Source organism: Rhodoferax sp. U11-2br (genome assembly GCF_018619435.1).
Taxonomy (GTDB): Bacteria; Pseudomonadota; Gammaproteobacteria; order Burkholderiales; family Burkholderiaceae_C; genus Rhodoferax.
In genome coordinates, this window is record NZ_JAHFZF010000006.1 from 1 (window position 1) to 26,139 (window position 26,139).

26 protein-coding genes are annotated in these 26,139 nt (G+C 54.4%); 15 read left to right on the forward strand and 11 right to left on the reverse strand.

The window, feature by feature from the left end; all coding sequences use genetic code 11:
- The first annotated feature begins 83 nt into the window (after positions 1-83).
- On the forward strand, positions 84-605 hold the full coding sequence (locus KKO72_RS05475; protein ID WP_214936262.1) for a TPM domain-containing protein: 522 nt from the start codon (positions 84-86) through the stop codon (positions 603-605).
- Between the two features lie 56 nt (positions 606-661).
- On the opposite strand, the gene KKO72_RS05480 is transcribed toward KKO72_RS05475, so the two are convergent.
- The 9 genes from KKO72_RS05480 to KKO72_RS05520 all read right to left on the reverse strand — a co-directional run bounded on the left by KKO72_RS05480 (position 662) and on the right by KKO72_RS05520 (position 7,860).
- Positions 662-1,078 (reverse strand): F0F1 ATP synthase subunit epsilon, encoded by a 417-nt coding sequence (locus KKO72_RS05480; protein WP_180128578.1) that lies wholly within the window; start codon positions 1,076-1,078, stop codon positions 662-664.
- Between the two features lie 12 nt (positions 1,079-1,090).
- Complete coding sequence (gene atpD, locus KKO72_RS05485) at positions 1,091-2,518, reverse strand: F0F1 ATP synthase subunit beta (protein WP_214936265.1); 1,428 nt, start codon at positions 2,516-2,518, stop codon at positions 1,091-1,093.
- Between the two features lie 43 nt (positions 2,519-2,561).
- A complete protein-coding gene (atpG, locus tag KKO72_RS05490; protein WP_078365224.1) occupies positions 2,562-3,458 on the reverse strand; it encodes a F0F1 ATP synthase subunit gamma in 897 nt (298 codons plus the stop codon).
- Positions 3,459-3,489: 31 nt separating this feature from the next.
- Positions 3,490-5,043 carry a F0F1 ATP synthase subunit alpha gene (gene atpA, locus KKO72_RS05495; RefSeq protein WP_078365223.1) on the reverse strand — a complete coding sequence of 518 codons (1,554 nt, stop codon included), beginning with the start codon at positions 5,041-5,043 and terminating at the stop codon, positions 3,490-3,492.
- Between the two features lie 47 nt (positions 5,044-5,090).
- Positions 5,091-5,621: a F0F1 ATP synthase subunit delta gene (locus KKO72_RS05500; protein ID WP_214936267.1), complete on the reverse strand. Its 531-nt coding sequence runs from the start codon at positions 5,619-5,621 to the stop codon at positions 5,091-5,093.
- Positions 5,622-5,630: 9 nt separating this feature from the next.
- A complete protein-coding gene (locus tag KKO72_RS05505) occupies positions 5,631-6,101 on the reverse strand; it encodes a F0F1 ATP synthase subunit B (protein ID WP_078365221.1) in 471 nt (156 codons plus the stop codon).
- A 37-nt stretch (positions 6,102-6,138) separates the two neighbouring features.
- Positions 6,139-6,387: a F0F1 ATP synthase subunit C gene (gene atpE, locus KKO72_RS05510; protein WP_078365220.1), complete on the reverse strand. Its 249-nt coding sequence runs from the start codon at positions 6,385-6,387 to the stop codon at positions 6,139-6,141.
- A 61-nt stretch (positions 6,388-6,448) separates the two neighbouring features.
- Positions 6,449-7,336, reverse strand: a complete 888-nt coding sequence (gene atpB / locus KKO72_RS05515; RefSeq protein WP_214936269.1) for a F0F1 ATP synthase subunit A — start codon at positions 7,334-7,336, stop codon at positions 6,449-6,451.
- A gap of 14 nt (positions 7,337-7,350) precedes the next feature.
- Positions 7,351-7,860, reverse strand: coding sequence for an ATP synthase subunit I (locus KKO72_RS05520; protein WP_214936271.1), 510 nt, complete (start codon positions 7,858-7,860; stop codon positions 7,351-7,353).
- 107 nt (positions 7,861-7,967) lie between these two features.
- On the opposite strand from KKO72_RS05520, the gene KKO72_RS05525 reads away from it, so the two are divergent.
- The 8 genes from KKO72_RS05525 (at position 7,968) to KKO72_RS05560 (ending at position 13,399) form a co-directional block, all read left to right on the forward strand.
- Entirely contained in the window at positions 7,968-8,264 is a 297-nt protein-coding gene (locus KKO72_RS05525; protein ID WP_214936273.1) for a YbeD family protein, read from the forward strand.
- A gap of 2 nt (positions 8,265-8,266) precedes the next feature.
- Positions 8,267-8,953 carry a lipoyl(octanoyl) transferase LipB gene (gene lipB, locus KKO72_RS05530; protein ID WP_371736830.1) on the forward strand — a complete coding sequence of 229 codons (687 nt, stop codon included), beginning with the start codon at positions 8,267-8,269 and terminating at the stop codon, positions 8,951-8,953.
- 57 nt (positions 8,954-9,010) lie between these two features.
- On the forward strand, positions 9,011-10,006 hold the full coding sequence (lipA, locus tag KKO72_RS05535) for a lipoyl synthase (RefSeq protein ID WP_214936274.1): 996 nt from the start codon (positions 9,011-9,013) through the stop codon (positions 10,004-10,006).
- Between the two features lie 91 nt (positions 10,007-10,097).
- On the forward strand, positions 10,098-11,825 hold the full coding sequence (locus KKO72_RS05540; protein WP_214936276.1) for a hypothetical protein: 1,728 nt from the start codon (positions 10,098-10,100) through the stop codon (positions 11,823-11,825).
- Between the two features lie 187 nt (positions 11,826-12,012).
- Positions 12,013-12,402 (forward strand): hypothetical protein, encoded by a 390-nt coding sequence (locus tag KKO72_RS05545; RefSeq protein ID WP_214936278.1) that lies wholly within the window; start codon positions 12,013-12,015, stop codon positions 12,400-12,402.
- 5 nt (positions 12,403-12,407) lie between these two features.
- Positions 12,408-12,575, forward strand: a complete 168-nt coding sequence (locus tag KKO72_RS05550) for a hypothetical protein (RefSeq protein WP_214936280.1) — start codon at positions 12,408-12,410, stop codon at positions 12,573-12,575.
- Between the two features lie 27 nt (positions 12,576-12,602).
- On the forward strand, positions 12,603-13,115 hold the full coding sequence (locus KKO72_RS05555) for a 3'-5' exoribonuclease (protein WP_214936282.1): 513 nt from the start codon (positions 12,603-12,605) through the stop codon (positions 13,113-13,115).
- Positions 13,112-13,399 (forward strand): HAD domain-containing protein, encoded by a 288-nt coding sequence (locus tag KKO72_RS05560; protein ID WP_214936283.1) that lies wholly within the window; start codon positions 13,112-13,114, stop codon positions 13,397-13,399. The genes KKO72_RS05555 and KKO72_RS05560 overlap by 4 nt, the downstream gene beginning before the upstream one ends.
- 39 nt (positions 13,400-13,438) lie before the next feature.
- On the opposite strand, the gene KKO72_RS05565 is transcribed toward KKO72_RS05560, so the two are convergent.
- Positions 13,439-13,981, reverse strand: a complete 543-nt coding sequence (locus KKO72_RS05565) for an RNA 2'-phosphotransferase (protein ID WP_214936285.1) — start codon at positions 13,979-13,981, stop codon at positions 13,439-13,441.
- Between the two features lie 461 nt (positions 13,982-14,442).
- Positions 14,443-15,462 carry a metallophosphoesterase gene (locus tag KKO72_RS05570; RefSeq protein ID WP_214936287.1) on the reverse strand — a complete coding sequence of 340 codons (1,020 nt, stop codon included), beginning with the start codon at positions 15,460-15,462 and terminating at the stop codon, positions 14,443-14,445.
- Positions 15,463-15,924: 462 nt separating this feature from the next.
- Between KKO72_RS05570 and KKO72_RS05575 the strand changes: the two genes are divergently transcribed.
- From KKO72_RS05575 to KKO72_RS05600, 6 genes are all read left to right on the forward strand, one after another.
- Positions 15,925-16,140, forward strand: a complete 216-nt coding sequence (locus KKO72_RS05575; RefSeq protein WP_214936289.1) for a ribbon-helix-helix protein, CopG family — start codon at positions 15,925-15,927, stop codon at positions 16,138-16,140.
- 14 nt (positions 16,141-16,154) lie between these two features.
- The gene (locus KKO72_RS05580) at positions 16,155-17,249 is read left to right on the forward strand and encodes a DNA cytosine methyltransferase (RefSeq protein ID WP_214936291.1); all 1,095 of its coding nucleotides are present in this window, start codon (positions 16,155-16,157) and stop codon (positions 17,247-17,249) included.
- A 44-nt stretch (positions 17,250-17,293) separates the two neighbouring features.
- Positions 17,294-20,404 carry an N-6 DNA methylase gene (locus KKO72_RS05585; RefSeq protein ID WP_214936293.1) on the forward strand — a complete coding sequence of 1,037 codons (3,111 nt, stop codon included), beginning with the start codon at positions 17,294-17,296 and terminating at the stop codon, positions 20,402-20,404.
- 785 nt (positions 20,405-21,189) lie between these two features.
- Entirely contained in the window at positions 21,190-22,497 is a 1,308-nt protein-coding gene (locus KKO72_RS05590; protein WP_214936295.1) for a hypothetical protein, read from the forward strand.
- Positions 22,494-23,138, forward strand: coding sequence for a chromosome partition protein MukE (locus KKO72_RS05595; protein WP_214936297.1), 645 nt, complete (start codon positions 22,494-22,496; stop codon positions 23,136-23,138). Before KKO72_RS05590 ends, KKO72_RS05595 begins: the two co-directional genes overlap by 4 nt.
- Positions 23,119-26,136, forward strand: coding sequence for an ATP-binding cassette domain-containing protein (locus tag KKO72_RS05600; protein WP_214936299.1), 3,018 nt, complete (start codon positions 23,119-23,121; stop codon positions 26,134-26,136). The genes KKO72_RS05595 and KKO72_RS05600 overlap by 20 nt, the downstream gene beginning before the upstream one ends.
- Positions 26,137-26,139 lie beyond the last annotated feature (3 nt).

Consider the following 26,139-nt stretch of genomic DNA (forward strand, 5'->3'; position numbering starts at 1 on the left):
GGTTTTGGCAGCGGCGGTGGCGGTGGCTTCAGCTCGGGTGGCGGTGGGGGCTTTGGCGGCGGCGGCGCCTCAGGAGACTGGTGATGTGGGTTCAACTCAAACGACTTTTCAAACACCGCTGGCTGGCTGATGGCGCCGCCAAGCGAGCACTGCCACCTGCCGCACTGGAACAGCTGGCACAAGCGGTTCGTCGCAGCGAAACACAACACAGCGGTGAAATCCGGATTTTTGTCGAGGCAGGCTTGCCGCTCAGCTACCTCTGGCGCGATGCGCCTTTGCCACACATCATCCGTCAGCGTGCGCTGAGCCAGTTCGGCAAACTGCGGGTCTGGGACACCGAGCACAACAACGGGGTGCTGATCTATCTGCTTCTGGCTGAACACGCCATCGAGATCGTTGCCGATCGAGGACTCAATGACGAAGTGTCTGCCGCCACTTGGCAGCATCTGCTGAGCGGCATGCGTGCTCACTTCCAGCGGGGTGAGTTCGAAACGGGACTGACGCAGACTGTGGCTGCGGTCTCGGGCTTGTTGCGGGCCCATTTCCCGCTCGCCGCCCACGCTGACAATCCGAACGAGTTGCCAGACATGCCCACGCTGCGCTGACACGCGCCGCCATAAAAAAACCCCGCTTCGCGGGGTTTTTCGGGGGGCGATACCGCTTATTTCTTGTTGCGGTACTTGCGCAGAGCGCTGATCTGGGCTGCCATGACGGCCAGCTCGGACGAGGCTTTGGCCAGATCCAGATCGGTCCTGGCGTTTTTGACGGCTTCCTCTGCAGCCAGTTTGGCTTCGTTGGCTTTTTCGTCGTCCAAGTCCTTGCCACGGATGGCGGTGTCCGACAGCACGGTCACGCAGTCAGGCTGGACTTCCAGAATGCCACCGGCCACAAAGACGAACTCTTCGGAACCGTCAGCCATTTCGATACGCACCGAGCCCGCTTTGACACGGGTGATCAGCGGTGTGTGGCGTGGATAAATGCCCAGTTCACCAGCTTCACCGGGCAAAGCCACAAAACGTGCTTCACCCGAGAAGATGGACTCTTCGGCACTGACCACATCAACGTGGATGGTGTTCATGGTGAAGCTGCCTTAGATCTTCTTGGCTTTTTCAAACGCTTCGTCGATGGTACCGACCATGTAGAACGCCTGTTCCGGCAGGTGGTCACACTCGCCAGCCACAATCATCTTGAAGCCACGGATGGTTTCCGCCAAGGAGACGTACTTGCCGGGTGAACCGGTAAACACTTCAGCCACATGGAACGGTTGTGACAGGAAACGCTGGATCTTGCGAGCACGTGCCACCGTCAGCTTGTCTTCGGGTGCCAATTCGTCCATGCCCAAGATGGCGATGATGTCGCGCAACTCTTTGTAACGCTGCAGCGTCCCTTGCACCGCACGGGCGGTTTCGTAGTGGTCCAGGCCCACCACGTTCGGGTCGAGCTGACGGCTGGTGGAGTCCAGCGGGTCCACAGCGGGGTAAATACCCAGCGACGCGATGTCACGGCTCAGCACCACGGTGGAATCCAAGTGGGCAAAGGTGGTGGCAGGAGACGGGTCGGTCAAGTCATCCGCAGGCACGTAAACGGCTTGAATGGAAGTGATGGAACCCACCTTGGTCGAGGTGATCCGCTCTTGCAGGCGGCCCATTTCTTCAGCCAGTGTCGGCTGGTAACCCACGGCGGAAGGCATACGGCCCAAGAGCGCGGACACTTCGGTACCGGCCAGGGTGTAGCGGTAGATGTTGTCCACAAAGAACAACACGTCACGGCCTTCGTCACGGAAGGACTCGGCGATGGTCAGACCGGTCAAGGCCACGCGCAGACGGTTGCCCGGGGGCTCATTCATCTGACCGTAGACCATGGACACTTTGGAGTCCTCGAGCTTCTCGAGGTTCACCACGCCGGAGTCGGCCATTTCGTGATAGAAGTCATTACCTTCACGGGTACGTTCACCCACACCAGCAAACACCGACAAACCGCTGTGTGCCTTGGCGATGTTGTTGATGAGTTCCATCATGTTCACGGTCTTGCCCACGCCGGCACCACCGAACAAACCGACCTTGCCGCCCTTGGCGAACGGGCAAACCAGGTCAATCACCTTGATGCCGGTTTCCAGCAGTTCTTGTGATGGGCTCAGTTCGTCGTAGACCGGCGCTTTGCGGTGGATCGACATGTGCAGGGAAGCATTCACCGGGCCGCGTTCGTCAATCGGGTTGCCGAGCACGTCCATGATGCGGCCCAGCGTCGCTGTACCCACGGGCACTTGAATCGACTTGCCGGTGTTGGACACCATCAGACCACGGCGCAAACCGTCGCTGGAACCCAAGGCGATGGTCCGCACGATGCCGTCACCGAGTTGCTGTTGCACTTCTAGTGTCAGCGCGGAGCCTTCAAGCTTGAGCGCGTCATAAATGTTGGGCATGTGAGCGCGTGGAAATTCCACGTCGACCACGGCGCCGATGCACTGAACGATCTTGCCTTGCACAGCTGCGTTCGTGTTGGTAGTTTCTTGAGCCATTTGGTTTTGCTCCAATAAATTTGAATCTTGCTTGACTGCCTGATCAGGCAGCAATGGCGGCGGCGCCGGAGACGATTTCTGACAACTCTTTGGTGATGGCTGCCTGGCGGGTCTTGTTGTAGACCAGCTTCAACTCACCAATCACATTGCCAGCGTTATCGGTAGCCGCCTTCATGGCGACCATGCGGGCGGCGTGCTCAGACGCCATGTTTTCGGCAACCGCCTGGAACACCAGCGCTTCCACGTAACGCACGATCAACTCATCAATGACCGTCTGCGCATCGGGTTCATAGATGTAGTCCCAGCCATGCTTGGTGCCCGACTTGGCTTCGCTGACGCGGGCCTCTTCACTCATTTGCACCGCCGACAAAGGCAGCAGCTGCTCCATGACCACTTCCTGCTTCATCGTGTTGATGAAACGGGTGTAGGTCAGGTACACCGCACTGACTTCGCCTCTCTCATACGCATCCAGCAACACCTTGACCGGTCCGATCAAACGCTCCAAATGCGGCCTGTCACCCAATTGGGTGACATGCGCCACCACTTTGGCACCAATGCGGTTGAGAAAACCCAGCCCCTTGTTGCCAACAGCCACAGCCTGGGTTGTCATGCCAGCGTTCTGCACATCGCGCAGCTTGTTTGTGACACCACGCAACACGTTGGTGTTGAGGCCGCCACACAAACCCTTGTCTGTGGTCACCACAATCATGCCAACTGCCTTGGCATTGTTGGACTTCATGAACGGGTGGACATACTCCGGGTTGGCACTGCCCAGATGGGCAGCGATATTGCGGACTTTTTCAGTGTAGGGGCGGGCAGCACGCATGCGTTCCTGCGCTTTACGCATCTTGGAGACGGAAATCATCTCCATGGCCTTGGTGATCTTCTTCGTGCTTTCGAAGTTTTTGATCTTGCCGCGTATTTCCTTGCCAGTTGCCATATCAGTCTCCTAGTCTAGTTGCGAGGGGACTTCAGGCAAACGACTTCTTGAAAGCAGCAACGGCAGCGTTGAGTTCAGCCTCAGCATCCTTGTCCATGGCGCGGTCTGCTTCCAGCTTGGCCAGCAGTGCAGCATGTTTGTCTTTCAGATAAGCATGCAAGCCATGTTCAAACGCCAACACCTTGTTCACCGCGATGTCATCCAGGAAACCCTTGTTGACCGCAAACAAAGTGGCACCCATGATGGAAATGGGTTGCGGGCTGTACTGAGCCTGCTTGAGCAACTCGGTCACGCGGGCACCACGGTCCAGCTGCTTGCGGGTGGCTTCGTCCAGGTCCGAGGCAAACTGGGCAAAAGCAGCCAGTTCGCGGTACTGGGCCAAGTCGGTACGGATACCACCGGACAGGTTCTTGATCAGCTTGGTTTGTGCAGCACCACCCACGCGGGACACCGAAATACCGGCGTTGATCGCAGGACGGATACCGGCGTTGAACAGAGACGTTTCCAGGAAGATCTGGCCGTCCGTGATGGAAATCACGTTGGTAGGCACAAAGGCTGACACGTCACCTGCCTGGGTTTCAATGATCGGCAAAGCCGTCAATGAACCAGTCTTGCCTTTGACCGCACCTTTGGTGAACGCTTCGACATAGTCGGCGTTCACACGGGCAGCGCGCTCGAGCAGACGGCTGTGGAGGTAAAACACGTCGCCAGGGTATGCTTCGCGGCCTGGTGGGCGGCGCAACAGCAAGGACACCTGACGGTAAGCCACGGCTTGTTTGGACAGATCGTCATAAACGATCAGCGCATCTTCACCACGGTCACGGAAGTACTCACCCATGGTGCAACCGGAGTAAGCGGCCACATACTGCATGGCAGCAGACTCGGAAGCGGTCGCAGCCACCACAATGGTGTACTCCATGGCGCCAGCTTGTTCCAGCGAGCGCACCACGTTCTTGACGCTGGAGGCCTTTTGGCCAATCGCGACATAAACGCAGGTCATGTTCTGACCCTTCTGGTTGATGATCGCGTCAATCGCCACGGCGGTTTTGCCGGTCTGACGGTCACCAATGATCAACTCGCGCTGACCACGACCCACAGGGACCATGGAGTCAATCGACTTCAGGCCGGTCTGCATGGGTTGGCTAACGGATTCACGGGCAATCACACCCGGAGCCACTTTTTCAATCACGTCGGTCATCTTGGCGTTGATCGGACCCTTGCCGTCAATCGGCTGGCCCAGAGCATTCACCACACGGCCTTTGAGTTCGGGACCCACCGGCACTTCCAGAATACGGCCCGTGCACTTGACGGTGTCGCCTTCGGAAATGTGCTCGTAAGCACCCAACACCACGGCACCCACCGAGTCACGCTCCAGATTCAGCGCCAGGCCATAACTGGGCTGACCATCAGCGTCGGCCGGGAATTCCAGCATTTCGCCTTGCATGGCATCCGAGAGACCGTGAATACGGACGATACCGTCGGTCACGGACACCACCGTCCCTTGATTGAGAATGTCTGCGCTGGCAGACAGACCTTCAATACGGCTCTTGATCAGTTCAGAAATTTCTGCGGGATTGAGTTGCATGACTCTTTCCTTCTTTCATTAAATGGGCTGGCGGTTGCGGCAAAGCCTCAAGCCGTTAAAGCCACTTTCATTTGTTCCAAACGCGCCTTGACCGATGTGTCAAGAACTTCGTCACCTAAGACCACCCGGATGCCGCCAATCAGATCGGGTTGCAACTCAACCGTCAGATTGAGCTTGCGCCCAAACCGCTGCTCAAGCACCTTGGCTGTCTCAGCCAGGGCGGCGCCATCGATCGGGAAAGCACTGTAAACAACAGCATCACTGGTCCCGCTTTTGGCATTGGCCAGCACACGAAACTGCGATGCAATTTCAGGCAAAAAAGCCAGCCGGTTATTTGCGATCACCGTACGCAGGAAATTCTGTGCATGCGCGTCCAAAGCCGTCTTCATGACACCAGAAATCACGCCGTACACCTGGTCCGAGGTCGCTTTCGGGCTGTCTGCAAACTGCAGCAACTGCGGCTCAGCGGCAACACAGGCCAGCTCATCGAGCCAGCCCAGTACCGTGTCGGCTTCAGCACCACAGGCTGCGAACAAAGCCTCAGCGTAAGGACGTGCAATAGTGGCAAGTTCAGCCATGTTGTTCTCTTAAAGCTCGGTCTTCAAACGGTTCAGCAAGTCAGCATGGACGCCAGCGTTGACTTCCTTGCGCAAGATCTGCTCTGCACCTTTGACAGCCAGTGCCGCAACCTGCTCACGCAGCACCTCGCGGGCCTTCACCGTCTGCTGCTCAGCCTCGGCTTTGGCAGCGGCAACAATCTTGCTGCCTTCTTCTGCCGCTTTGGCCTTGGCTTCTTCGATGATGCTCAGAGCACGGCGTTCGGCATCCGCCAAGCGACCCGCTGTCTCGGTGCGCGACTTGACCAACTCTTCTTCCACACGCCGGTTGGCAGATGAAAGTTCGGCTTTGGCTTTGTCGGCAGCAGCCAGGCCTTCTGCGATTTTCTGGGCGCGTTCGTCCAGTGCCTTGGCTATCGGTGGCCACACGAGTTTCATCGTGAACATCACCAACAGGAAAAACACCACCATCTGCGCGAAGAATGTTGCGTTAATACTCACAACAACACCTCTCTAGATCAATGAAAGGCGAAAGGGATTACTTCAGCACAAACGGGTTGGCGAAGGCAAACATCATGGCAATACCCACACCAATCAGGAACGCAGCGTCGATCAAACCAGCCAGCAGGAACATTTTGGTTTGCAGTTCGTTCATCAGCTCGGGTTGGCGTGCGGCGGCTTCAAGGTATTTGCTACCCATGATGCCAATACCGATACAAGCGCCGATAGCACCCAGACCAATGATCAAACCAGCGGCCAGTGCCACAAAACCGAGAACGTTTTCCATTTAAGAGCTCCTATGGATTCAAGTTGAAAAGAAAAAAGGTAACAAAACTACTGACACTTTTTTAGTGATGGTCGTGCGCTTGGCCCACATACACCAAAGTCAACATCATGAAAATGAACGCTTGCAGCGCCACGATCAAAATGTGGAATATTGCCCAACCGGTGCCTGCCAGCACATGACCGAACCAGAGAACAATACCTGTGGCCGAGCCAAAACCAACCGCACCCATCAGCGCAATCAGCATGAACACCAGCTCGCCCGCATACATATTGCCAAACAACCGCATGCCATGCGACACGGTCTTGGCAGTGAATTCGATCAGCTGCATCGCCAGATTCAACACACCCAGCGGAATGGCATACAGAGGATTTTTGCTGGTGCCAAACGGGGCTGTCACCAACTCATGCGCCCAGCCACCAGCACCCTTGATCTTGATGTTGTAGTACAGACAAACCAGCAACACCGAGGTAGACATCGCCAGCGTAGTAGACAAGTCAGCAGTAGGCACCACACGCATGTAGGCATGGTGCGGATCATGGCCAGCTGCGCCGTAAATCATTTCCCAGATCAGGGGAATCAGATCCACTGGCAAAAAGTCCATGGAATTCATCAGGAACACCCACATGAACACCGTGAGTGCCAACGGGCCCACAAACTTGCGCGACTCGGCGTTGTGGATGATGCCTTTGGCCTGGGTATCGACCATTTCCAACAGAATCTCAACAGCCGCCTGCATGCGACCAGGCACACCAGCCGTCACCGACTTGGCCACCCGCCACATCACAAACAAACCCAGACAACCCAGCAGGACCGCCCAAAAAATGGAGTCCAGATTGAACACAGTCATGTCAATCACGCCCGATTGTTTGGCGGACTGCAGGTGGGTCAAATGGTGGCCGATGTACTCACCAGCCGTCGGGCCTTGCGCAGCGTGTTCTTCAATAGCCATCAGTCACTCTTCACTCAGTTACTTTTGCCATGAGGCGTTAAAACTTGCACCGGCTTGCCTGGACGCCTGAACGCCAAAGCCAGCCAATACACCTTGATGGCAACCACCAGACCAACCAACATGGCTGGCCAGCTCAAATCTGCCACCAGACGATGGGCAGCAAAAAGAATGCCCAGCGTCACAACTATCTTGACCAGCTCCCACAAAAAGAAGCTGACCACCGCCGCACCCACATTGGCTCTGGCAAAGCGGCTGGTCACCCCACGCGCAAACAAGGCCGCAGGAACCACCACCGCCAACACACCACATGCAAGTGATTTGGCAACTCTTTCATCAAACCAAAGCAAAGACAAACCAACTGCCAACAGACCCAGCACAATTTGGCCCACCACCACCCACCAGGGTGAGGTCGAGGGATTGGCAGCCCGGATAACCGCCGCCTGTTCAGGCGTTAATGGAACAAAAACTTCGGGCCCATCATCGAACTCAGAGCCCTGTGCTCCCGAAGGTGCTATTGTCGCCATTTACATTACGGTTAGTTTACAAGCTTGACTTTTGACTTTTGTCAGACAAGCCTTTGATTATAGGTAGAAACCTACTCAGCCCAAAAAGCCAGAACCGCCAAACACCCATGACCCAAGCCGCAGAACCAACCCCTCCCGACGCACAACAAACCTCACTGATCACCTACCCCAGCCAGTTCCCGATCAAGGTGATGGGTGTCAAGACCGACGGCCTGGTGGCCGCCATCACCCACATCGCCCATTCCTTTGACCCTGCCTTCGATGCCAGCACCATCGAGCTGCGCCCCAGCAAGGGTGGCAAGTACCTGGGCGTGACCATCACCATCACCGCCACCAGCCGTGAGCAGCTCGACGAGTTGTACCGCACACTCTCTACCCACCCCATGGTCAAGGTGGTGCTTTGACCGTGGCTCCCAGCGCACAGTTTCTCGGGCGTGTGGACTACCTGCCCACCTATGAAGCGATGCAGGCCTTCACTGCAACCCGCACGGCGACCACCCCGGATGAGTTATGGATTTGTGAGCACCCTCCCGTTTATACACAAGGGCTGGCTGGCAAAAAAGAGCATATCTTTAACCCGGGCGACATTCCCGTCATCCAGACCAACCGGGGCGGACAGGTGACCTACCACGGCCCGGGGCAGGTGGTGGCCTACCCCTTGCTGGACCTCAAACGTGCGGGCTACTTCGTCAAGGAGTATGTCTACCGCATCGAAGAGGCTGTGATCCGCACACTGATGCACTTTGGTGTGACCGGGCACCGGGTGGCGGGCGCGCCGGGGATTTATGTGCGCCTGGACGACCCGCGCTCCCACGCGCTGCTGCCCCAGCGGCCCCAAAAAGGCGCCAGCCACACACCAGATTTCACCGGCCTGGGCAAGATCGGCGCCCTGGGCATCAAGGTCAGCCACAACTGCACCTACCACGGCGTGGCACTCAATGTGGCGATGGACCTCGAACCCTACTTGCGTATCAACCCCTGCGGCTACCAGGCACTGCAAACCGTTGACCTTTCTACAATTGACGTTTTTGTCCCCTGGCAAGAGGCGGCAGACGTGCTGGCACAGCAGCTGGCCCGCTACCTGGCCCCCTGAGCTCTCGCAAACGGCCAGACCACCCGACGCCCTGCCACCACACACCCAATAAACACCATGAGCACCTCCACTGACGACACCACCGTGCGCGTGGCCCAATCCGCCGAGAACTACGACCCCACCGCCAAACAGAAGGCCGCAGCCAAGCTGTCGCGCATCCCGGTCAAGGTGGTGCAAGGCGAAATCTTGCGCAAACCCGAGTGGATTCGCGTCAAGGCTGGCAGCCCCAGCACCCGTTTCTACGAAATCAAGGACGTCTTGCGCAGCAACAAACTCGTCACCGTGTGTGAAGAAGCCAGTTGCCCCAACATCGGTGAGTGTTTTGGCAAAGGCACTGCCACCTTCATGATCATGGGTGACAAATGCACCCGGCGTTGCCCGTTTTGTGACGTGGGCCATGGCCGCCCCGACCCGCTGGATGTGAACGAACCGGTCAACCTGGCCAACACCATTGCCCAGCTCAAGCTCAAGTACGTGGTGATCACCAGCGTGGACCGCGACGACTTGCGCGACGGTGGCGCCGGGCACTTTGTGGCCTGTATCGAGCAGATTCGCGCCAAATCACCACATACCCAGATCGAGGTGCTGGTGCCCGACTTCCGGGGTCGCGACGACCGCGCACTGGAGATTTTGAAGGCCGCGCCGCCCGATGTGATGAACCACAACCTGGAAACCATCCCGCGCCTGTACCGCGAGGCCCGCCCCGGCTCGGACTACCAGTTCAGCCTGAATCTGCTCAAGAAGTTCAAGGCGCTGTTCCCCGACGTGCCCACCAAGAGCGGCATCATGGTCGGCCTGGGCGAAACCGACGAAGAAATCCTGCAGACCATGCAGGACATGCGTGACCACGGCATCAACATGCTGACCATCGGCCAGTACCTGGCGCCCAGTACCAGCCACCTGACGGTCAAACGTTATGTGCACCCGGACGTGTTCAAGATGTTCGAAACCAAAGCGTACGAGATGGGCTTCAGCCACGCGGCGGTGGGCGCCATGGTGCGTTCCAGCTACCATGCCGACCAGCAGGCCGGGCACGCTATGGCCAGCCTCTGAGGCGTCACCAATTGTGAATGATTAGAAGTTATTGCGACAATCCAGAAGTTGTTGCGACAAATATCAGAAGTTAACGCGACATTTTGGCGAAATGGGTTCCGAAAATAATCCTAAATTTTCGGAATTTCCCAATGAAGAGCCACGAATTTTGGCCTTACCAAAAGGGCCAGATTCCTGGCGAATTGATTGGCTCGGTGACATCGCATATCCAAACCGATTTGACCGCCGAAAACAGCCTTCTGTTTTTGTCCATCTATCCAAAGTCGCAGACGAGCGTTTCCGAAGCGATCCATCCGTTCTACTTTCGCCAGAAAGCACCACCCACGCCCAATTCCAGAAACGCGCCTGGATTTCCATCGGAACCTTGCCACTGCTGCGGGTAGGCGACATCTGGCGTGATGGCCAGCTTGATGCTCGACCAGACTACGAGATGGAAGAGTTCAAGAACATCCAGATCGACGCAAAAACCACCACGCTGATCAAAGCGGGGCTGAATATCGACGATGCGGGATTCTTGCTTCCCTTGGCTGAGCACCCTTGGCATATGCAATGCACGCAGTCCTACTGCATCATGGTGAATCTGCCCGATGGAAAGCGATTGATCATCCCTTGCATGGAGTTGATCCGTTTCTACTTTGGCTCTTCCAGCAACCTTCTCTCCAAGCTATTTCTTCCACCCCTGAAACGGGCGACCCTGTACAGCCACGCTTCATTTGATGCACGTTCGAAGTACCTATTTCTTCAACTCTCCGAGAAAATATCTGGCGCATCAGCCGCCGACATTGGCCGCCTGCATCTCAGTCCACTTGCTTGGCGCGCTGCGGCACTGGTAGGCACCTCAATCCTCAAGGCGTCGGTGGCCCAACAACCGATTTACCCGCAAGCCCTTTTCCCGTTCGAGGGCGAGACAACATTGGTAGCCGCTGGCAAATGGTTGTCCTTCGCTGGACAACCTCGTTCTACGTTTCTGGCCTACAACCTTCGCTCTTGCAACCATCCATTTCCATTCAGGTCTCTCAGCTACAAGATCACAGCTAGCCTCATTAAGTCTCAGCAGTCAGATGGAAACTTGGATCAATTGCGTACACAGCCAATGAGGGCCACCGCTCGAGACGCGCAAAACCAACCATTGATTGAGAGCGATGCATCCAATAATCTTGCTCCAAGAACACGAAACTACCGAATTGAGCCAAGATTTCCAGATCTCGTTCCCAAACCCATTTGGAGATGTCGCACGCTATCGCATACCGAATGGCGGGAGAAGCTAGATCGACGGCGAAACAACTCATCAGTGTCAAATGGCGCCGTGGGTGATCCTGGATCGGAACGGCGAATCCGCTCAGTTGATTTTGCTCTATTGAGCAAAATCAACCCATCCTATTTTGAAATTGCCCCAGCTTTTTTGCGCCCGATCGTGCAAGAACTATGCGCGCTTCAAGACGTCACTGTCGAGCTATTAACAGAAAGCAATGAAGATGGGTGGACTGTGCCAATGTCCATCATCGCCAATGAGGACGGGGAGATTCACTCCAAGCAGTTTGTCCAGGCCGGCAGCGAAGGCGCCCGGCTTCGGCGCACCAGCGCATTCTTGCTTCGACACTACGAAGAGAAAACATGTTTAGTAGCCATCGAATCAACACCCACGTACTTCACATGCCACCCGGCTATTGGAACTATGCACGAAGAGGTGGCCTCGGTCTTGCGTCGTGCAGCTATGGATTTTTTGATCCCCAAAAAACCAAACCCAGGATCAATTCATGACTTGCTTACACTGGCACTTAGGCAGATAGGCGCTGAAGTGGCTGGCAATGCCCCCTAACCCTACGTGTCGTACTGCCGAGGCATCGCTGCGTTTCGTGTTGTACCGGTCTGCGAGTTGACTTAGGATGCAACCCTACCCATAGGCAGATCAATAGATAGAGGGTCGCATTTAACTAGACGATTCGCCTTCGTCTGTCAACCAAAGGGGGATGCGATAAAGTTGCATCCAATCCCAAGGAATCCAGATGGAAGAACTTCTGAATCGTGAGATCTATGGCTCACAAGGCGCTCAGCAAATCGAGGCAATGGGGGCCCTTGCTGTGTCAATTGCCAACCGCTGGCAACAAGGCTGGCCAGAGCGTGTCAAGTCCCTGATTGAGGCCCGTATCTACCTGGTCAACTTGGATGCCCAGATCGAACGGGAATTAGAGGCGCGTGCCGGTGCTGTGGATCTCCAGTCCCTCACACAAGAGCCACCGATCTGGCAGCTAACAAAACAAAGCAACGTCACGTTCCTTGATGACAATGCGATCTGGCCGCTGCCACTGTTTGTGACCTATCAAGGATCACGCACGGAAGAACAGATGGTCATCGAAACCACCTTGCGCAGACACCAAGCGGCCTTTACCTGGTAACAGAAATGAACAAACCCGACATTAAACCGATGGAACGCCGCGTGCGCGAATTGGTGCTGTTCAACCCTTGGACTTCGACTACGTACATCTACCGCCTGGACGCAACAGGGTTGCATTTGCTGCGAAAGTTGGGCCCGGTTAACGTTGAGACAGTTGACCGCAACGGTCGGTGATGACCATGATTTGAGACTGCGGGTGCCATGCTGGTTTTTCTGGATACGGAGTTCACCGATTTTATTAAACACGATCTGATTAGCATCGCGCTGGTGGCCGAAGACGGGAGGGAGTTTTACGCCGAGCGAACGGACTTCAAACAGGACGAGTGCAGCGACTTTGTGCGCAAAGAAGTTTTGCCAGTGCTGCACCGTGTCTCAGGTGCGCCCTGTGACCGACGACAACTCACCAGGCGGCTGCACGAGTGGTTTGGAGAATTGCCGGAACCTGCCACGCTCATCTTTGACTTTGAAGGGGACTGGTTGCTTTTGGTGTCGGCTTTGCTGGATGCAGTCCACAAAAAGCTGCCGCCAAATGTGGGGGACAAACTTCATCTGGACAGGCGCACCATCGCGCATCCTGTGTTTGACCAGGCCAAGAATGTCACCTATACCCCGCAGTGGCCACCTCACCACGCCCTGGCCGACGCCAGGGCGTTGATGAGTGGGTACCACGCCTGGAAGGCCTTCATGGAGCCGATCAAGAGGATTCAAACATGATCCTCTTTCTGGACTTTGATGGTGTCACTCACCCTGAGCCCTATGCCCAGGAATCGGCATTCAATCAACTGCCTTTGATTGAGTCCGTTGTGTGCGGAATGGCCAGCATTGACATTGTGGTGAGCAGAGGCTGGCGTGAAACACACTCGCTGGATGAACTGCGCGTGTCATTCGCTCCGGATATCCGACCACGTGTGGTCGGAGTCACTCCCAACATGTGGGACCAGGTGCTATCGCAAGCTTATATACGGGAGCAGGAATGTCTGGTGGAATTAGGTTGCTAATCGGTGGCAGTTTTCACGCCAAAACCCAACTAGAGCTTGCTACTCAATCATGAAGGCGGCGGGGACAAGTTCCACCAACCAAACCCCGTTCTCCGCTTGGAAAAACTTAAAGCCCTGTTCATACATGTGCCGGGCCTTGATTTTTAAGACGATTGGCTTGCCATGTCGCTGTCCAACGGTAAGCGCTGTCTGTTCGTCATGCGATAGATGAACATATTGGCGCGATCCTGGTAGCAGTCCGCCGTTCCTGATCGACTGCATAAAGCGTGTAGCAGTGCCATGGTACAGAAATTCTGGCGGCACCTTCTCGGCGTAACTGATATCTACGGTCTCTATGGAGTGGCCCTGCACTGCTCGAATACGCAGCCCGTCCTCTGAGATTGCAAACCGTTTCTTGTCGCTTATTGTCACCACGGCCTGAATCAAATCACGGTCAAGCAGTTTGCCGTTGTTTGCGGCGGCGGCGATTAGTTCCGGGATACTAGCCCACCCTTCAACGTCAAGCGTGATGCCTATTGCGTCTGGCTGGTGGCGTAGGACGAAACTCAAGAACTTGCTGGTTCCAGCGTGGTGTTTGCTCATCCAGACAATTTTAGATGTCAGGTGCTGGCACAAGGCAGGTGCTCCCAAACCCTGGCGGATTACCGTTCTCGCTGCAAAACTATAGTCAATCTTAGGCCGGTTACTTTCGGTCAAAACTGGCGAGTCATTGACTCCTCGCACCAATACCGGGTGAACTCACTGAAGTGAATATTTTCTAGAAACAGGAATCCGAGAGACTAGACTCTAAAGCTAACCTTGGTCAACTACCACAACTGGCCCACAGCAGGCACCACAGCTGCTTGCGGTACAAGACAAAAAGTTGTTGTCTTCCGGCTGCTTGTAATCTGCCAGCAGGCTGGCCAGTAGTTCTTCGGGTACCTCGTGTTTCTTGATGTTCATGGTACTTACGGACTGGCAGGCTCGTACCTGCGTTGAATTGTCCGTTTACACAAAAGCCGGGACACCCTCGCCACGGCAGACGGAGGAGCTATGCAAGATGATCATCGATCTTCACCCGTCCGCTGTGGTCTAACGGTCCTTTCAGTCCAGCCTGGCCCTGCAAACTCAGATTCTGGGTTGAACGTGAAGGTGGCGCCATCCAGATCCCCTTTGCCTACCGCCAGGAGACTGCTGGGAGATCGTTTACCTGCGGCCACCTCTTCGGCATCTTTGCGCTGACGCTCTTTGAGCATCGGTAGGCCACGCCGACGGTCTATCTCAATAGTCAGTGCTGGATTGAACTTCTCGTTCTCCATTCCCCCATCCCGGCGTGCATACCCCCTTGGATTACAAATCACCCGCGTGCCCTTGACCTGGTAGTCAAAGTTGTCATGGACATGGCCATGTACCCATAGGCAGGCTTTACCCATCAGCCGTTCCAAGTCGGAAACAAATGCTGGCGTCAACACGTCACCCACGTACTGGGCGGGGACCGAATTCGGGTGAGGTGCGTGGTGCGTCACCACCACAGTGTTCTCAGGATCACCATTGTTCAGTTCTCGCTCCAACCATGTCACACTTTGCTGAAACCGTCGCACGGTGAACTCAGGCGACAACAGGCTGGGGTGACTGCCATCGATATCAGGGCCAAGCCATTTGGGTCTGGATATCTTGATGCGTGCATAGTCGTTCAAATGCTCTTGGGCTGCACGCATGGCTTGACGCTTGGATTCAGACCCATGCAGTTCGAAGTCTGTCCAAAGGCTGCAGCCCAGAAAACGCATACCGCCGAATTCGAAGATGCCGTCTTCCAGAAAGGCAATGTTCAGTGCTGCAGCTTTCTCGCGCATCTCGCGAAGATGGCCACTCCAGTGGCGGCCATAGTACTCATGGTTGCCAGCAACATAGAGGATCGGCTTGTCTCGAAAGGACTCCCGGGCCCAGCGCAGTCCTTTGTGGCCTTCAGCGATGTCGCCTGCCAAGATAACCAGGTCAGCGTCGGAACCGATGTGCTGGCCCTCATGTTCCAGCGCCATGGGCTTGAAGCCCAAATGCAAGTCGGACAGCACTAGCAGCTTCATCAGGCGCTCGCTCCTTAACAATCGTGACGGTTTTCTTATTGCTCTCTGCTGAAGTGACATGCTACATGCGTTTGGCCTGCTTGGCCCACTGGTTTCCGGTAGCAGGATGACCAACTTCTAGCAGTTCCAATGATTTGGATAATCGTTGTCTGGAGTCTGGACATTTGGCTGTCGGCTTCGGATATGTAGTAGTCTGACGTTTCCCAACCTCTTTGAATGGCAGGAGTGGAGCAACCCTCAGTTTCCGTGTCAACTAAACGGCCTTTTGGTGGACGGCGATTTCACAGAGAAATTTGGCGTGATCCGGTCAGCAACTGCGGCGACCCATGTCTCTTAAGGGCCCTATCAGGCGGCCAGATCAGCAACACGAGTTTCGGCTTTCGGCCATTGAATGAAGCTCCAAAATCAATTCACCACATTGGTGTAAGATGGTGCACATCATCTTACACTGGCAAAAAACCTATGCACGCTCTTTCCAAACGTAATGACGGTGCAGCGCATGAGCGTTCAGTTCGCGCGTCGATCAGCTTCCCTGAAGATCAGTACCAGGTATTGGAAAAGATAGCGGCCGAAAACAAGGTGTCCCTCGCTTGGGTTGTTCGGGATGCGATAGATGGCTACTTGAAATCCAAGTGGCCACTTCTTGCACCTGATACCCACACCAAAGATGACAAATAGAGTGACAAGATAACGTGAGTAAGAATTTTGAAAAAAATGGAAGCAAACCCCGCGTTCTGTCCCTGTTTTCGGGGTGTGGAGGGATGGATTTTGGAGTTGAAGCAGCAGGTGGGCATGTCATATTCTCCAATGACATTCTTGTTGATGCGTGTAAGACACTTGAGAACTATTTTCCAGGCGCAGATATAAGAACTGAAGATGTTTCCAATATCTTGACATTTCCGGAGGCAGACATCGTTGTTGGTGGCTACCCATGCCAGTCCTTTTCTATGGCCGGTAACAGGGATCCTGAAAAAGATGAGCGCACAAACCTCTACAAGCAATTTTTGCGCGCTATCACCATCGTTCGCCCAAAGTATTTTGTTGCTGAAAATGTGTCAGGACTGAAGCAACTGAGCAGCGGGACTTTTCTAAAAGAACAAATTGATGCTTATGGGCAGGCAGGCTACGTTGTCAACTATCAAGTCCTGAATGCCAAAGACTACGGCGTGCCTCAATCTAGGAAGCGACTTTTGATTGTTGGTGTGCGAAAAGACCTGAATCAAGTCTTCAATTTTCCTGCACCTACGCATGGAAAGACAACCAAATCATCGGGCCAGCTTCAGCCCTACGCATCACATGGAGAAGCCATAAAAGATCTGCCCCTATGGCCAGAGGGGGAGTTCTACGAGCGCCTCCATGATCCTGAAGGACATTTCTCCTGGTATTACATGTCTCGCAACCGTAAGGCGAAATGGGCGGAGCCTGCTTACACGGTGGTGGCGAACTTTCGTCACATCACATTGCATCCTGCAAGTCCTGTGATGACGTTGACGTGGTCGGATTTAGCCAATGGCTGGAAACAGAGATGGGACTTTTCTGACCAATACGAGCATCTCGAAGCCGACCCTAGGCGGCCAAAACTCGAAAAGGCACGTCGGTTATCTTGGCGCGAATGCGCCCGCATTCAGACCTTTTCCAACGATTTCGAACCTGTGGGTGACACTGCATCAAAATTCACTCAAATTGGAAACGCAGTTCCGCCAAAACTTGCTGAGGCGATATTCACACACCTATTTACTGGTGCAGGCCTGATAGCTGCGGACACATATCTGCCAAAAACCAAGTAGCCACCACTGATGTGCAAAATTTCTCAAACTCAGGGTCAAGGCTTGTGATCAATAGTTCTACGGCGCTTGTCAGTGTGGTGCTTTCTGCCACAGAAGCATCAAAAAACGAGGCTCAACTCAGACATGAACTTGAAAACGCTTTGGAGGCTGCGTGCATGGCGGAATCCATACCTTGGACGCCATTCCAACTCGAACGAGCACTAAAAGAAGCAGGAAAGCCAACCAAATTTGCTGACGTTGCGCATGGCGCGGTCATTATCGAGTACGAGCCACCAAAGTCATTTTCAGGTCGAGCTGGGAGCAAGGCTGTACATGCGCGCAAGCAAGCCGAAGAGTACGCTGTGCTGATTTCGGCGGAAGAAGGCCGTCACTTAAGCAAGTACGTGCTGGTTGCTTGGGACGGTTCCCACATTTGTTATGGGCGTTTCGGGGAAACGGGCCCTGTGTGGGAGGACGTTGTACTTTTTGATGCAAATTGTGCTTACAGACTACTCACAGTTCTTAAGCAGGATGGCATGCCACTTGTGCATCCTCAGCTTTTGCAAGCACTGGTTGGCCCGGACTCTAAGTACGGAATTTCGCTGATCCCTGAGCTTTTCGCCAGCGTTTGCGAAGCAATGGCATCAGCCAATACATCGAAGACGAAGATGCTGTTTTCGGAGTGGCGGAGGCTATTTAGCCAAGTTGTCGGATTCCAGCCCGCACAGATGAAGACATTGCTCTCGCGACAAGAGCTTTCTCATAATCAGCCGTATCAGGAAAATCCAGCGGCATACCTTTTTGCGCTGAACACCTATATCGCGATCATTGCAAAGGTCGTGGCTGCATGCGCTTTACCCCGTGCGAGTCAAGACATTTTGGAGGCGGGAGTCCCGGTTGCTGAGCGGCTACGGGCCATCGAGTCTGGTGAGCTATTCGAAAACGCTGGCATATTGAACATGCTAAGTGGTGATTTTTTCTCGTGGTATCTGGATGACTGTCACTGGGATAAGTTCAAGCCTCATCTGGAGACGTTGCTGGCAAGACTCTCAGGCGTTGATTACGAAGTCACAAAGAAGCATGCAGACACGACTCGGGATCTGTTTAAGGGAATCTACGAGCGCTTCATCCCACGAGAAGTTCGGCATGCACTCGGTGAGTTCTATACACCGGATTGGCTTGCTGAACATGGAATGGATCTGTTGCAATGGGAAACTGACTGTGACTTGACGGATCCAACATGCGGGTCAGGGACTTTTCTTCTCGAAGCAATTCGACGTCGCCGCAAGGTTGACAGCGGTGCGACGGCGCGGACCCTCCTGAACGGATTGCACGGCATTGACTTAAACCCTCTCGCTGTGCTTGCTGCGAAAGGTTCGTTGGCAGTTTTTCTCTCTCCGCATCTTGATCCAGCCGATCCGATTAGGCTACCGGTCTACTTGGCAGATGCTATTAATCCGGCAACCGAAGACCTCTTTTCCAACTACAGTCATATCCTTCAAACTGAGGTTGGTCCCAAAGAGTTTTCAGCTCCTAAGCGGATGATCAATCACCCAGATTTCTTTAAGGTGTTCGCCAAAATCCGCACCTTGATCGATGCAGATTACTCAGCGACCAAAATATCTAGTTCTATTCAAGAAACTCTTGAGGCAATGGGACTAGATGTTTCGGACATAGCCATTGTTGCTGCGACAGTTGTTAACCTGGTTGATCTTCACAATCAAGGTTGGAACGGCATCTGGTGCTCAATCTTGGCTGACCGTTTCGCTGCGGGTGCCATACCGCCGTCCTCCCATGTTTGCGGAAATCCGCCATGGGTTAAGTGGAGCAATCTACCGAAGGAATATGCATTATCGATACAACAGCATTGTCGTGATCTGGGAGTATTTAGCACAGATAAATGGGTTGGAGGCATTGAGTCGGACATCTCCACCGTCATCACATATCAGGCCGTTAAGCACTATCTTGCACGCAAGGGGCGTATTGGATTTTTCCTACCAGGCTCAGTGTTTACAACTGAATCAAGCGCTGGCTTTCGTAAGTTTTCTATCGATGCCGGTCGATTAGTTTGCAAGGTACTCTTGGTTGAGGATTACAAGGACATACGACCGTTCGACGGCGTTAGCAACCACGCGACTTTTCTAATGCTACAAAGAGACTTGCCTACAAGTTTTCCAATCTCACACATCACATGGCAGACCGGAGGCGGTGCCACATCAAAACTAAGAACGTTCGCGTCTGCTGAAGATTTTCGTCGGCGGGCGACACGAGTTGAGGGCCAAGCGTTGCCAGTTCCGGGTGGGGATGGAAGCCGACCATGGCTCGTAGGCTCATCCCTAGATCAGGCTGTCTTTGCCAAGGTTTTTGCTGACGGGGCACAGCCGCAATACAAAGCTCGTAAAGGGGTTACTACAGACCGAAATGGAATTTACTGGGTGCATGCCTTGGGTCAAGCTGCGTCTGGTAGTGTGACCGTGCGCAATGTTGCTGGTATTGGAAAGACGAAAGGCATTCCGGAAATTACAGCTGCAATTGAAGCCGAGCATCTGTTTCCACTCTTGCGAGGACGTGGTGTTGCCCCCTTTCACGCTGTTCCGGAAGATCAGTTACGTATCGTTATGCCCCAGCGGGAGATGCACGGAGACCCGGATCTTCCGGCTTCATATCCTCTGACCTACAAGTTTCTTAGCCGGTTTAAATCTCATTTAGAGCAGCGTTCCAGCCTGAAACGCTTCCAAAAGGGGCAGGCGTTTTACTCTTTGTGGAGCACAGGACCGTACACATTTTCTCCCTTCAAAGTGTTGTGGCGAGAAATCGGAAGTGTATTTGCGGCTGCATATATCGGCAGTACGACTATCGACTTTGCGGGGGAAAAAGTCGTCATACCTGACCACAAACTTTACTTTATTCCCGTTGACTCAGAACCCGAAGCGGCCTACCTGACAGGTTTTCTCAATGCGCCCGTTATCACAAAGGCTGTGTCTGCTTATGCGGCGCAGCTGAGCCTGGGTGTCAGCATTGCCGAGTACCTCAAAATTCCAGTCTTCGACGCGTCTGATGACCGCATGATTGAGATTTCAGCGATCGCGCGCACGATAACTGCAAATAGAGGGAACCATGGTGTTGATGAAACTAAAACCCTTGACTTACGCGTTAGAGATATCCTAAAAATATAGTTTTGTGGTCGACGACCTTTTGATCCAGGCTGCCGACTTTGACTGCCCCAGGGCAAAGAGGCCGGAACTATTGCTCCGAGCTGGTGTCCGAACCGATAGTCTGGGTCAAATCGGTGACAGACTGATGATGTCTCGCCACAAAACTGTAGTCCTTCGTCAGCACGTGTGCAAGGAGTTGAGTGTGGATGATCTGGTTGAGATAATCGGACGGACGTCTATTGAGACGCTGCCATTGGCAGAGCGGCATCAACTGGTTCAGCTAGTGGCTTGGCTGATGGTGGATTTGGTTGCCAGGTTGGAGTTGGCATGGCGAGCGAGGGGCACTTCGGTGCAACCACATGGAGAAGGATTTTCACGATGCACCGGACTGGAGGATGAAACCTCAGTCGGAATATCTGCATTTCTAGTGAGATTTGGCGTGATCGAAAAATCGTTCTGCCAGAGTTGCAGACAACCGATTTATTAAGTACAGTTAAAAATATGCCTGTAGTTAGTAATTCAAAGTCACGCGCTGTAGTGCTTACGGATTCCGCAATCGCGGCGCTGGCGCGGCCACCGGGTTTACACGCAGCGCCGAGTCTTATGCTGTGGCACTTCGTGCGTGCACTCCCGGTCAGTGGTGCGCACGTGAATATGTCAGCCTTGGCCACAGAGTTGGGGATTAGCGTCGTCCATGCTTCGAAATCGATTCGCACCCTACTCGAAACCGGCTTCATCGTGCGTGGCCCCAAGGATGGTCTGCACTACCACTACAGCCTAAATACGGCCTACTTTCATTTGCTGTGATGTCCAATAGCCAGGGTTCGGCACTTCAAATTGCGCAGGACATTACGCTAAGACGGCGAGACTTTCATGTCGCTGCGAGAGACATCGCATTGCTTGTCCTGATCTATGAAGATGTACGCACCCGAGCTGTTCCCGGTTATGCCGTGGACATGGAATCGCTTCGATCCCTGTCTGGAAAGATTGATCTTTTCGAGGGCGGCTACCCATATGCGGCGGAGAAACGGTTAACCGAATCTCTGCATCGACTGGTAGAGGCTGATTGCCTCAGCCGCGCCGATATGGCTCGAGTTCGATCAAGCGAGGAAGCTACATACCAGCTTACCGTGCTAGGTGAGAGCCTGGCTGAGTGGCACGTTGCTCAAACTCGCTTTGATGGTGCTCCGCTTGCTGTTGTTCTTAAGGCCTTCAACATTCAACTGGCTGGAATTAGGGATCGCGCCGAACAAGCTTCGACATCCGAGGAGTGGCGTGCCCACGTAACTGGGCCGATGCAGTACGTCGCGCGCGAGTTGCTGTCGGCAGTGCAGCGCCATCAGCGAGCCATGGATCATGCCCATGAAAGTGTGCGCAACTTCATTCCGTCGCTGCTCAAGCAGTCTAGCGAAACGTCGATTGATGAATGCAAGCGCGTGATTGACCAGATCATGAACACGATCCGCGATCTTGTTCATACCACCGTTGACGTTTCCAGCGCCGCCTACGGAATGCTCGACGCTATTGATGAACAAGCGGCACAACGAGGACAGGCTGAAGCAGTTGCCGTTTGCGACGACGTGCGCGGTCGGCTGGACACGGTTGTGGAGTGGACCAACCAGCGCCATCATGACTGGGGTGTTCATTTCGACACAGTGCACTCGTACTTACGGTTCGTGTCGATGATCGATCGCTCGCGCAAGGTCACGGATGCGTTGAAGCGAGCGGTAGCTGCAGAGCCTGTCTGGTCCATGGAGATTGCTTCGACACCTTCTATGTTGATACTGCGAGAAGCACATGTGGTGCCCACGCTTAAGCAGCCACGCCGATTCCAACGTGCAGATTTCGATCCTCGGATTGAAACAATTGAGCCAGAGCGGCTTTCAGCCATGCTGCGCGCCGCTGTAGATGCACAACTGGCGGCAACAGGATCCGCTGCATGGAGTGTCGTTGTTGCCAAATTGCTTGCCGATCAGGAAGCCGGTCGCGTTGTCGGAAGGCTACCTGAAATCATGAACTACATGTTGCGTTCGGGCAGGCCTAACAATCACCGTCAGATCGTGTCGATAGATGCGATCGCACTGGAGGAGTTCGAGATCAGGAGGAACACATGATCTTGTTGACGCGGGAATTTGCAGCACTCGATGTTGAGTTGCGGGCGGGGGTACATGTATCACGCAGTACATACCAGCGTTATGAGTTTGTCATGCACAACTTTGAGGAGCTAGAACGCTTTTACCGTGGCTACGGGGCTCGCCTCATTCAGCACCCAGAAGGTTTTTTCTTTCTACTGGCGAGGGGCAGCCTTCTTCCAACGCGGATGCTTTCCAAGGGGGCCATGCACCTGGGCCAATTCATCGCTCTGAAGACACGTGATCCAGACATAACGCGAACCAATGGCCGAATAAACCTCTACGTGCTACTAGCTGATTTGGAAGCTTCAGTGCCTAAAGAGACGTTGTCAAAGGTCTACGCGCCTAAAAGAAAGGAGGTTCTGGTTGGAGACAGAGTGCATGACGAGATTCTGCGGTCGCTGCGCACGCTGGAAGATATGAATTTCGTGCACAGGCAGGGGCAGGACATCATGCCGCTGGAAGCGATCCAGCGCTTCGCCGACATAGCGCGGCATGGCAATGAACCCACAGATGCTGAACGGCTTGCACTTCAAGTGAACCGTGGTGTCATCTTTGGTGCCGGGAACGAGGAAGAAGAAGGGGCGGAAGAGGAGGCAGACGATGGCGGAAGGACGAATTGAGCGAATCGCTTTGGCGGGGTGGCGTGGCATGCGCTACCTCGAGTTCACGCTCGACGAGGGACCGTTCACCGGTCTCGTGGGTGAACCGGGAGCCGGCAAATCCACAGTCGCCATGATCCTGTGCAATGCCTTGCTACCCGACCGCCGCTACGTGGATATACGGCCACTGTCGTCAATTGAAGATGTTCATAAGGTGGGCGTAGATACACTGGCTGGCAGAATCGAGCCGACATCGGGCTATGCCTACATTTTGATGGATGTACGTTTACCACACGATGCTCGGTTGGTCGCTGGATTTCATGCCGCAGTCGTGGATGGGAAGGCCGAATTCACTCGACTGGTAATCGAGGATGCTCCACTGCAGTGGCCGCTTCAAGACTTCTTGCGCGCGGTGGAGGGCGATCAAGAGTATTACCCTGACCATGGCGAGCTGATGGCGCATCTGGCACGCCAAGGCGTGAGCATGAGGATTTGTCGTACCGTGCGCGAGTATGGGGAATTGCTGAATAACGCTGGCATTCTTCCTTGTGATTACAGTGATAACACGGAGCGATTCCTTTTCGGAAAACTTCTTGAGTCGACGTTTCGCGGTGGAGTTAGTCAGGAAGTTGCGAGTCGAATCAAAAGCTACATGCTTCCTGCTGCTACGCGTGTTCCGGAATCGGTCAGCCGCTTGCAGCAATGTGCAGACACTGTTTTGAGAACCAAAAACTCCTTGGCGGCGGCGGAGCAGCAACTGGCACTGCTTGAAGCTACCTATGGACTCGGTAAGGCCATCGTTACGCGGGCACTTCGCCAGTGTGCTGGTGAGCGCGTGAGCTTGGCTCATATCACGGTCAATAAAAGCCGAACTGCCTCAGAAGCTCAAGCGACAATCGATGGTGCAAACCGCGAACTAAATCATATCGCCGGTACGATTGAGACTACGGCTCAGAGCAAGTCTCTCCTGGAAGACGAATTCAAAGCGAAACTGGAGACGCATGAGCTAGAACAGCGTGCCATCCGGGCGGTGGCAATCGAACGTAGCGGTGAACTTAGCGATGCTCGTCGACGCGTCGGTGAATTTAACGACGGACGTAGCCAGTGGATGAAATTTGCTGGTGTCCTTGCGGTCGATTTCGACATTGATCGCGCTCATGCTGCCATGGTGCAGGCCGGACAGAGTCTCATGAAGTCGCAGACGCGAGCGGAACTTCAACTGGAGGCCGATTCACAAACGCTACAACAGCTTCTGGCGGGTTTTGGACAGTCAGCTTCCGGTGCACTGGCCGATATCCTGGGGGTGCAGTCGCTTGCAGAAGCGCTTGACGAGGTTCCCGCAGAAGATGCCCGCGCTCTCGAGATCGCTTTGGGTGGCATAGTCGAAGGCGTGATCGGAGTGGATCTTGATGCGTTGACTCAACTCAAGGACGATGAAACATTTCCAGATACTTTCTGGCTGCGTACAAACTTGCCAGATGTCGAGCCATTGCGCCAAGTCGGCGATTGGTATGCCATGGCTAAGCCTGGTGGCTACATCGTTACCAGTAAACGTCGGCGACTTGCGTTGGGACGCCACGCGCGTGAGCGCGAGATTGCCCGTCTGGAGGGCGCTTGTGAGGCGGCACGGAAGAGCATCAAAGACGCGAGTAAGGCGCGCTCACTGCTCCAAGATTGTCAGAATAACCTTTTGTCGAATCGGCAGATCATCCAGGTCTACTTGGATTTTCGTTTGGACGAGCATCGGCTAGAGCAGGAGTTGGATCGGGCCACGCGTGAGAGCGAGGCCGCTGATGTGAAAGTCAACGCCGGTATCGCGGTACTCGGGGAGCTCAATGCCGCGCGTACAGAACGCACCCGGCAACTTGAAGAGCAGTTGGCAGGACTCGATAAACAGAAGCGGGATACCGAGGGGCGTCGCGATACAGCTGAAAAAACACTGGAGGCAAGTCGCAATGCCATTGAGGAAGCACAGGCGCGCGATGGTGAGTTGCAAGCATTCCAGCGAGAGGCGCTGGATTCACTTAGCGGTTCAGCCTCTTGGTTGCATGCCGAAGCAGAGCGTCTGCCGTTGATTACGCACGATGACTATCTCACTGTACAGACGCGTGCGATCACAGATCTTGGTCATGCGCTTCAGGGGGAGGAACTGGCGTCGCTCGAATGGCTGGGCAATGTTCAACCTGCCGATGTCGTGTCATGCGCCTCGATCTGGATGCCACTGCGCTCGATCGTGTCAGATCGGGTCAGCGTAGAGGTTCTGGAAGATGATTCGTCCAATCTAATTTCCTCGATGCGCGAGCGCAGGCGCAATTTGGACGCACAGCTTGCAATAGACCGTGCCCAGATGCGTGCTGAAGCAAAATCGCTGTATTCGGTGATCTCTACGGAAATTCGCAAGCAAGACAATCGCATCAAGCGACTCAGCGCATTCGGGGAGGCTTTGCAGTTCGGAAAAGTTACGGGAATGCGCATCACGATGGATGTGCGTAAGGACTGGCTAGAGCACTTGCAACGGGCGGCAGACCAAATCGACATGTTCGCCACGTCCGACGATCAACCGCTTGATCAAAAGCTTGCCGCACTATTTGAGAAAGCCCTGAACGTCAAACTCGATGGCATGGCCTTGCTGGATTACCGAACCTATGTGGACTTGACGATTGAAGCACAGCGTCAGGGCGAATGGAAGGCAGCATCGGGCTTGTCAGGCGCAGAATCGATTGGCGGTGGTTTGGCGGTCTCTTTGATGTTAATGCGATCGTTGGCACACCGCTCAGGAGAAGGCCGGCCGAAACCATTTACACCGATTTTCATCGTCGATGAAGTTCAGCGAATGAATGCCGATGGACAAGGCCTGCTCGTGGAATTCGGTCGACGACAAGGTTTTCAGGTGTTGGTCACGGCGCTTGACATTCAGGCGCGGTTTCCCTGCACGCTTCATGTTATGGACCGCTACAGTGCGCCGGAGGAGACCGTTGTTTCCCGTCAGGTGCGTGTTACTGGAAATGGCAAAAGTTAATCT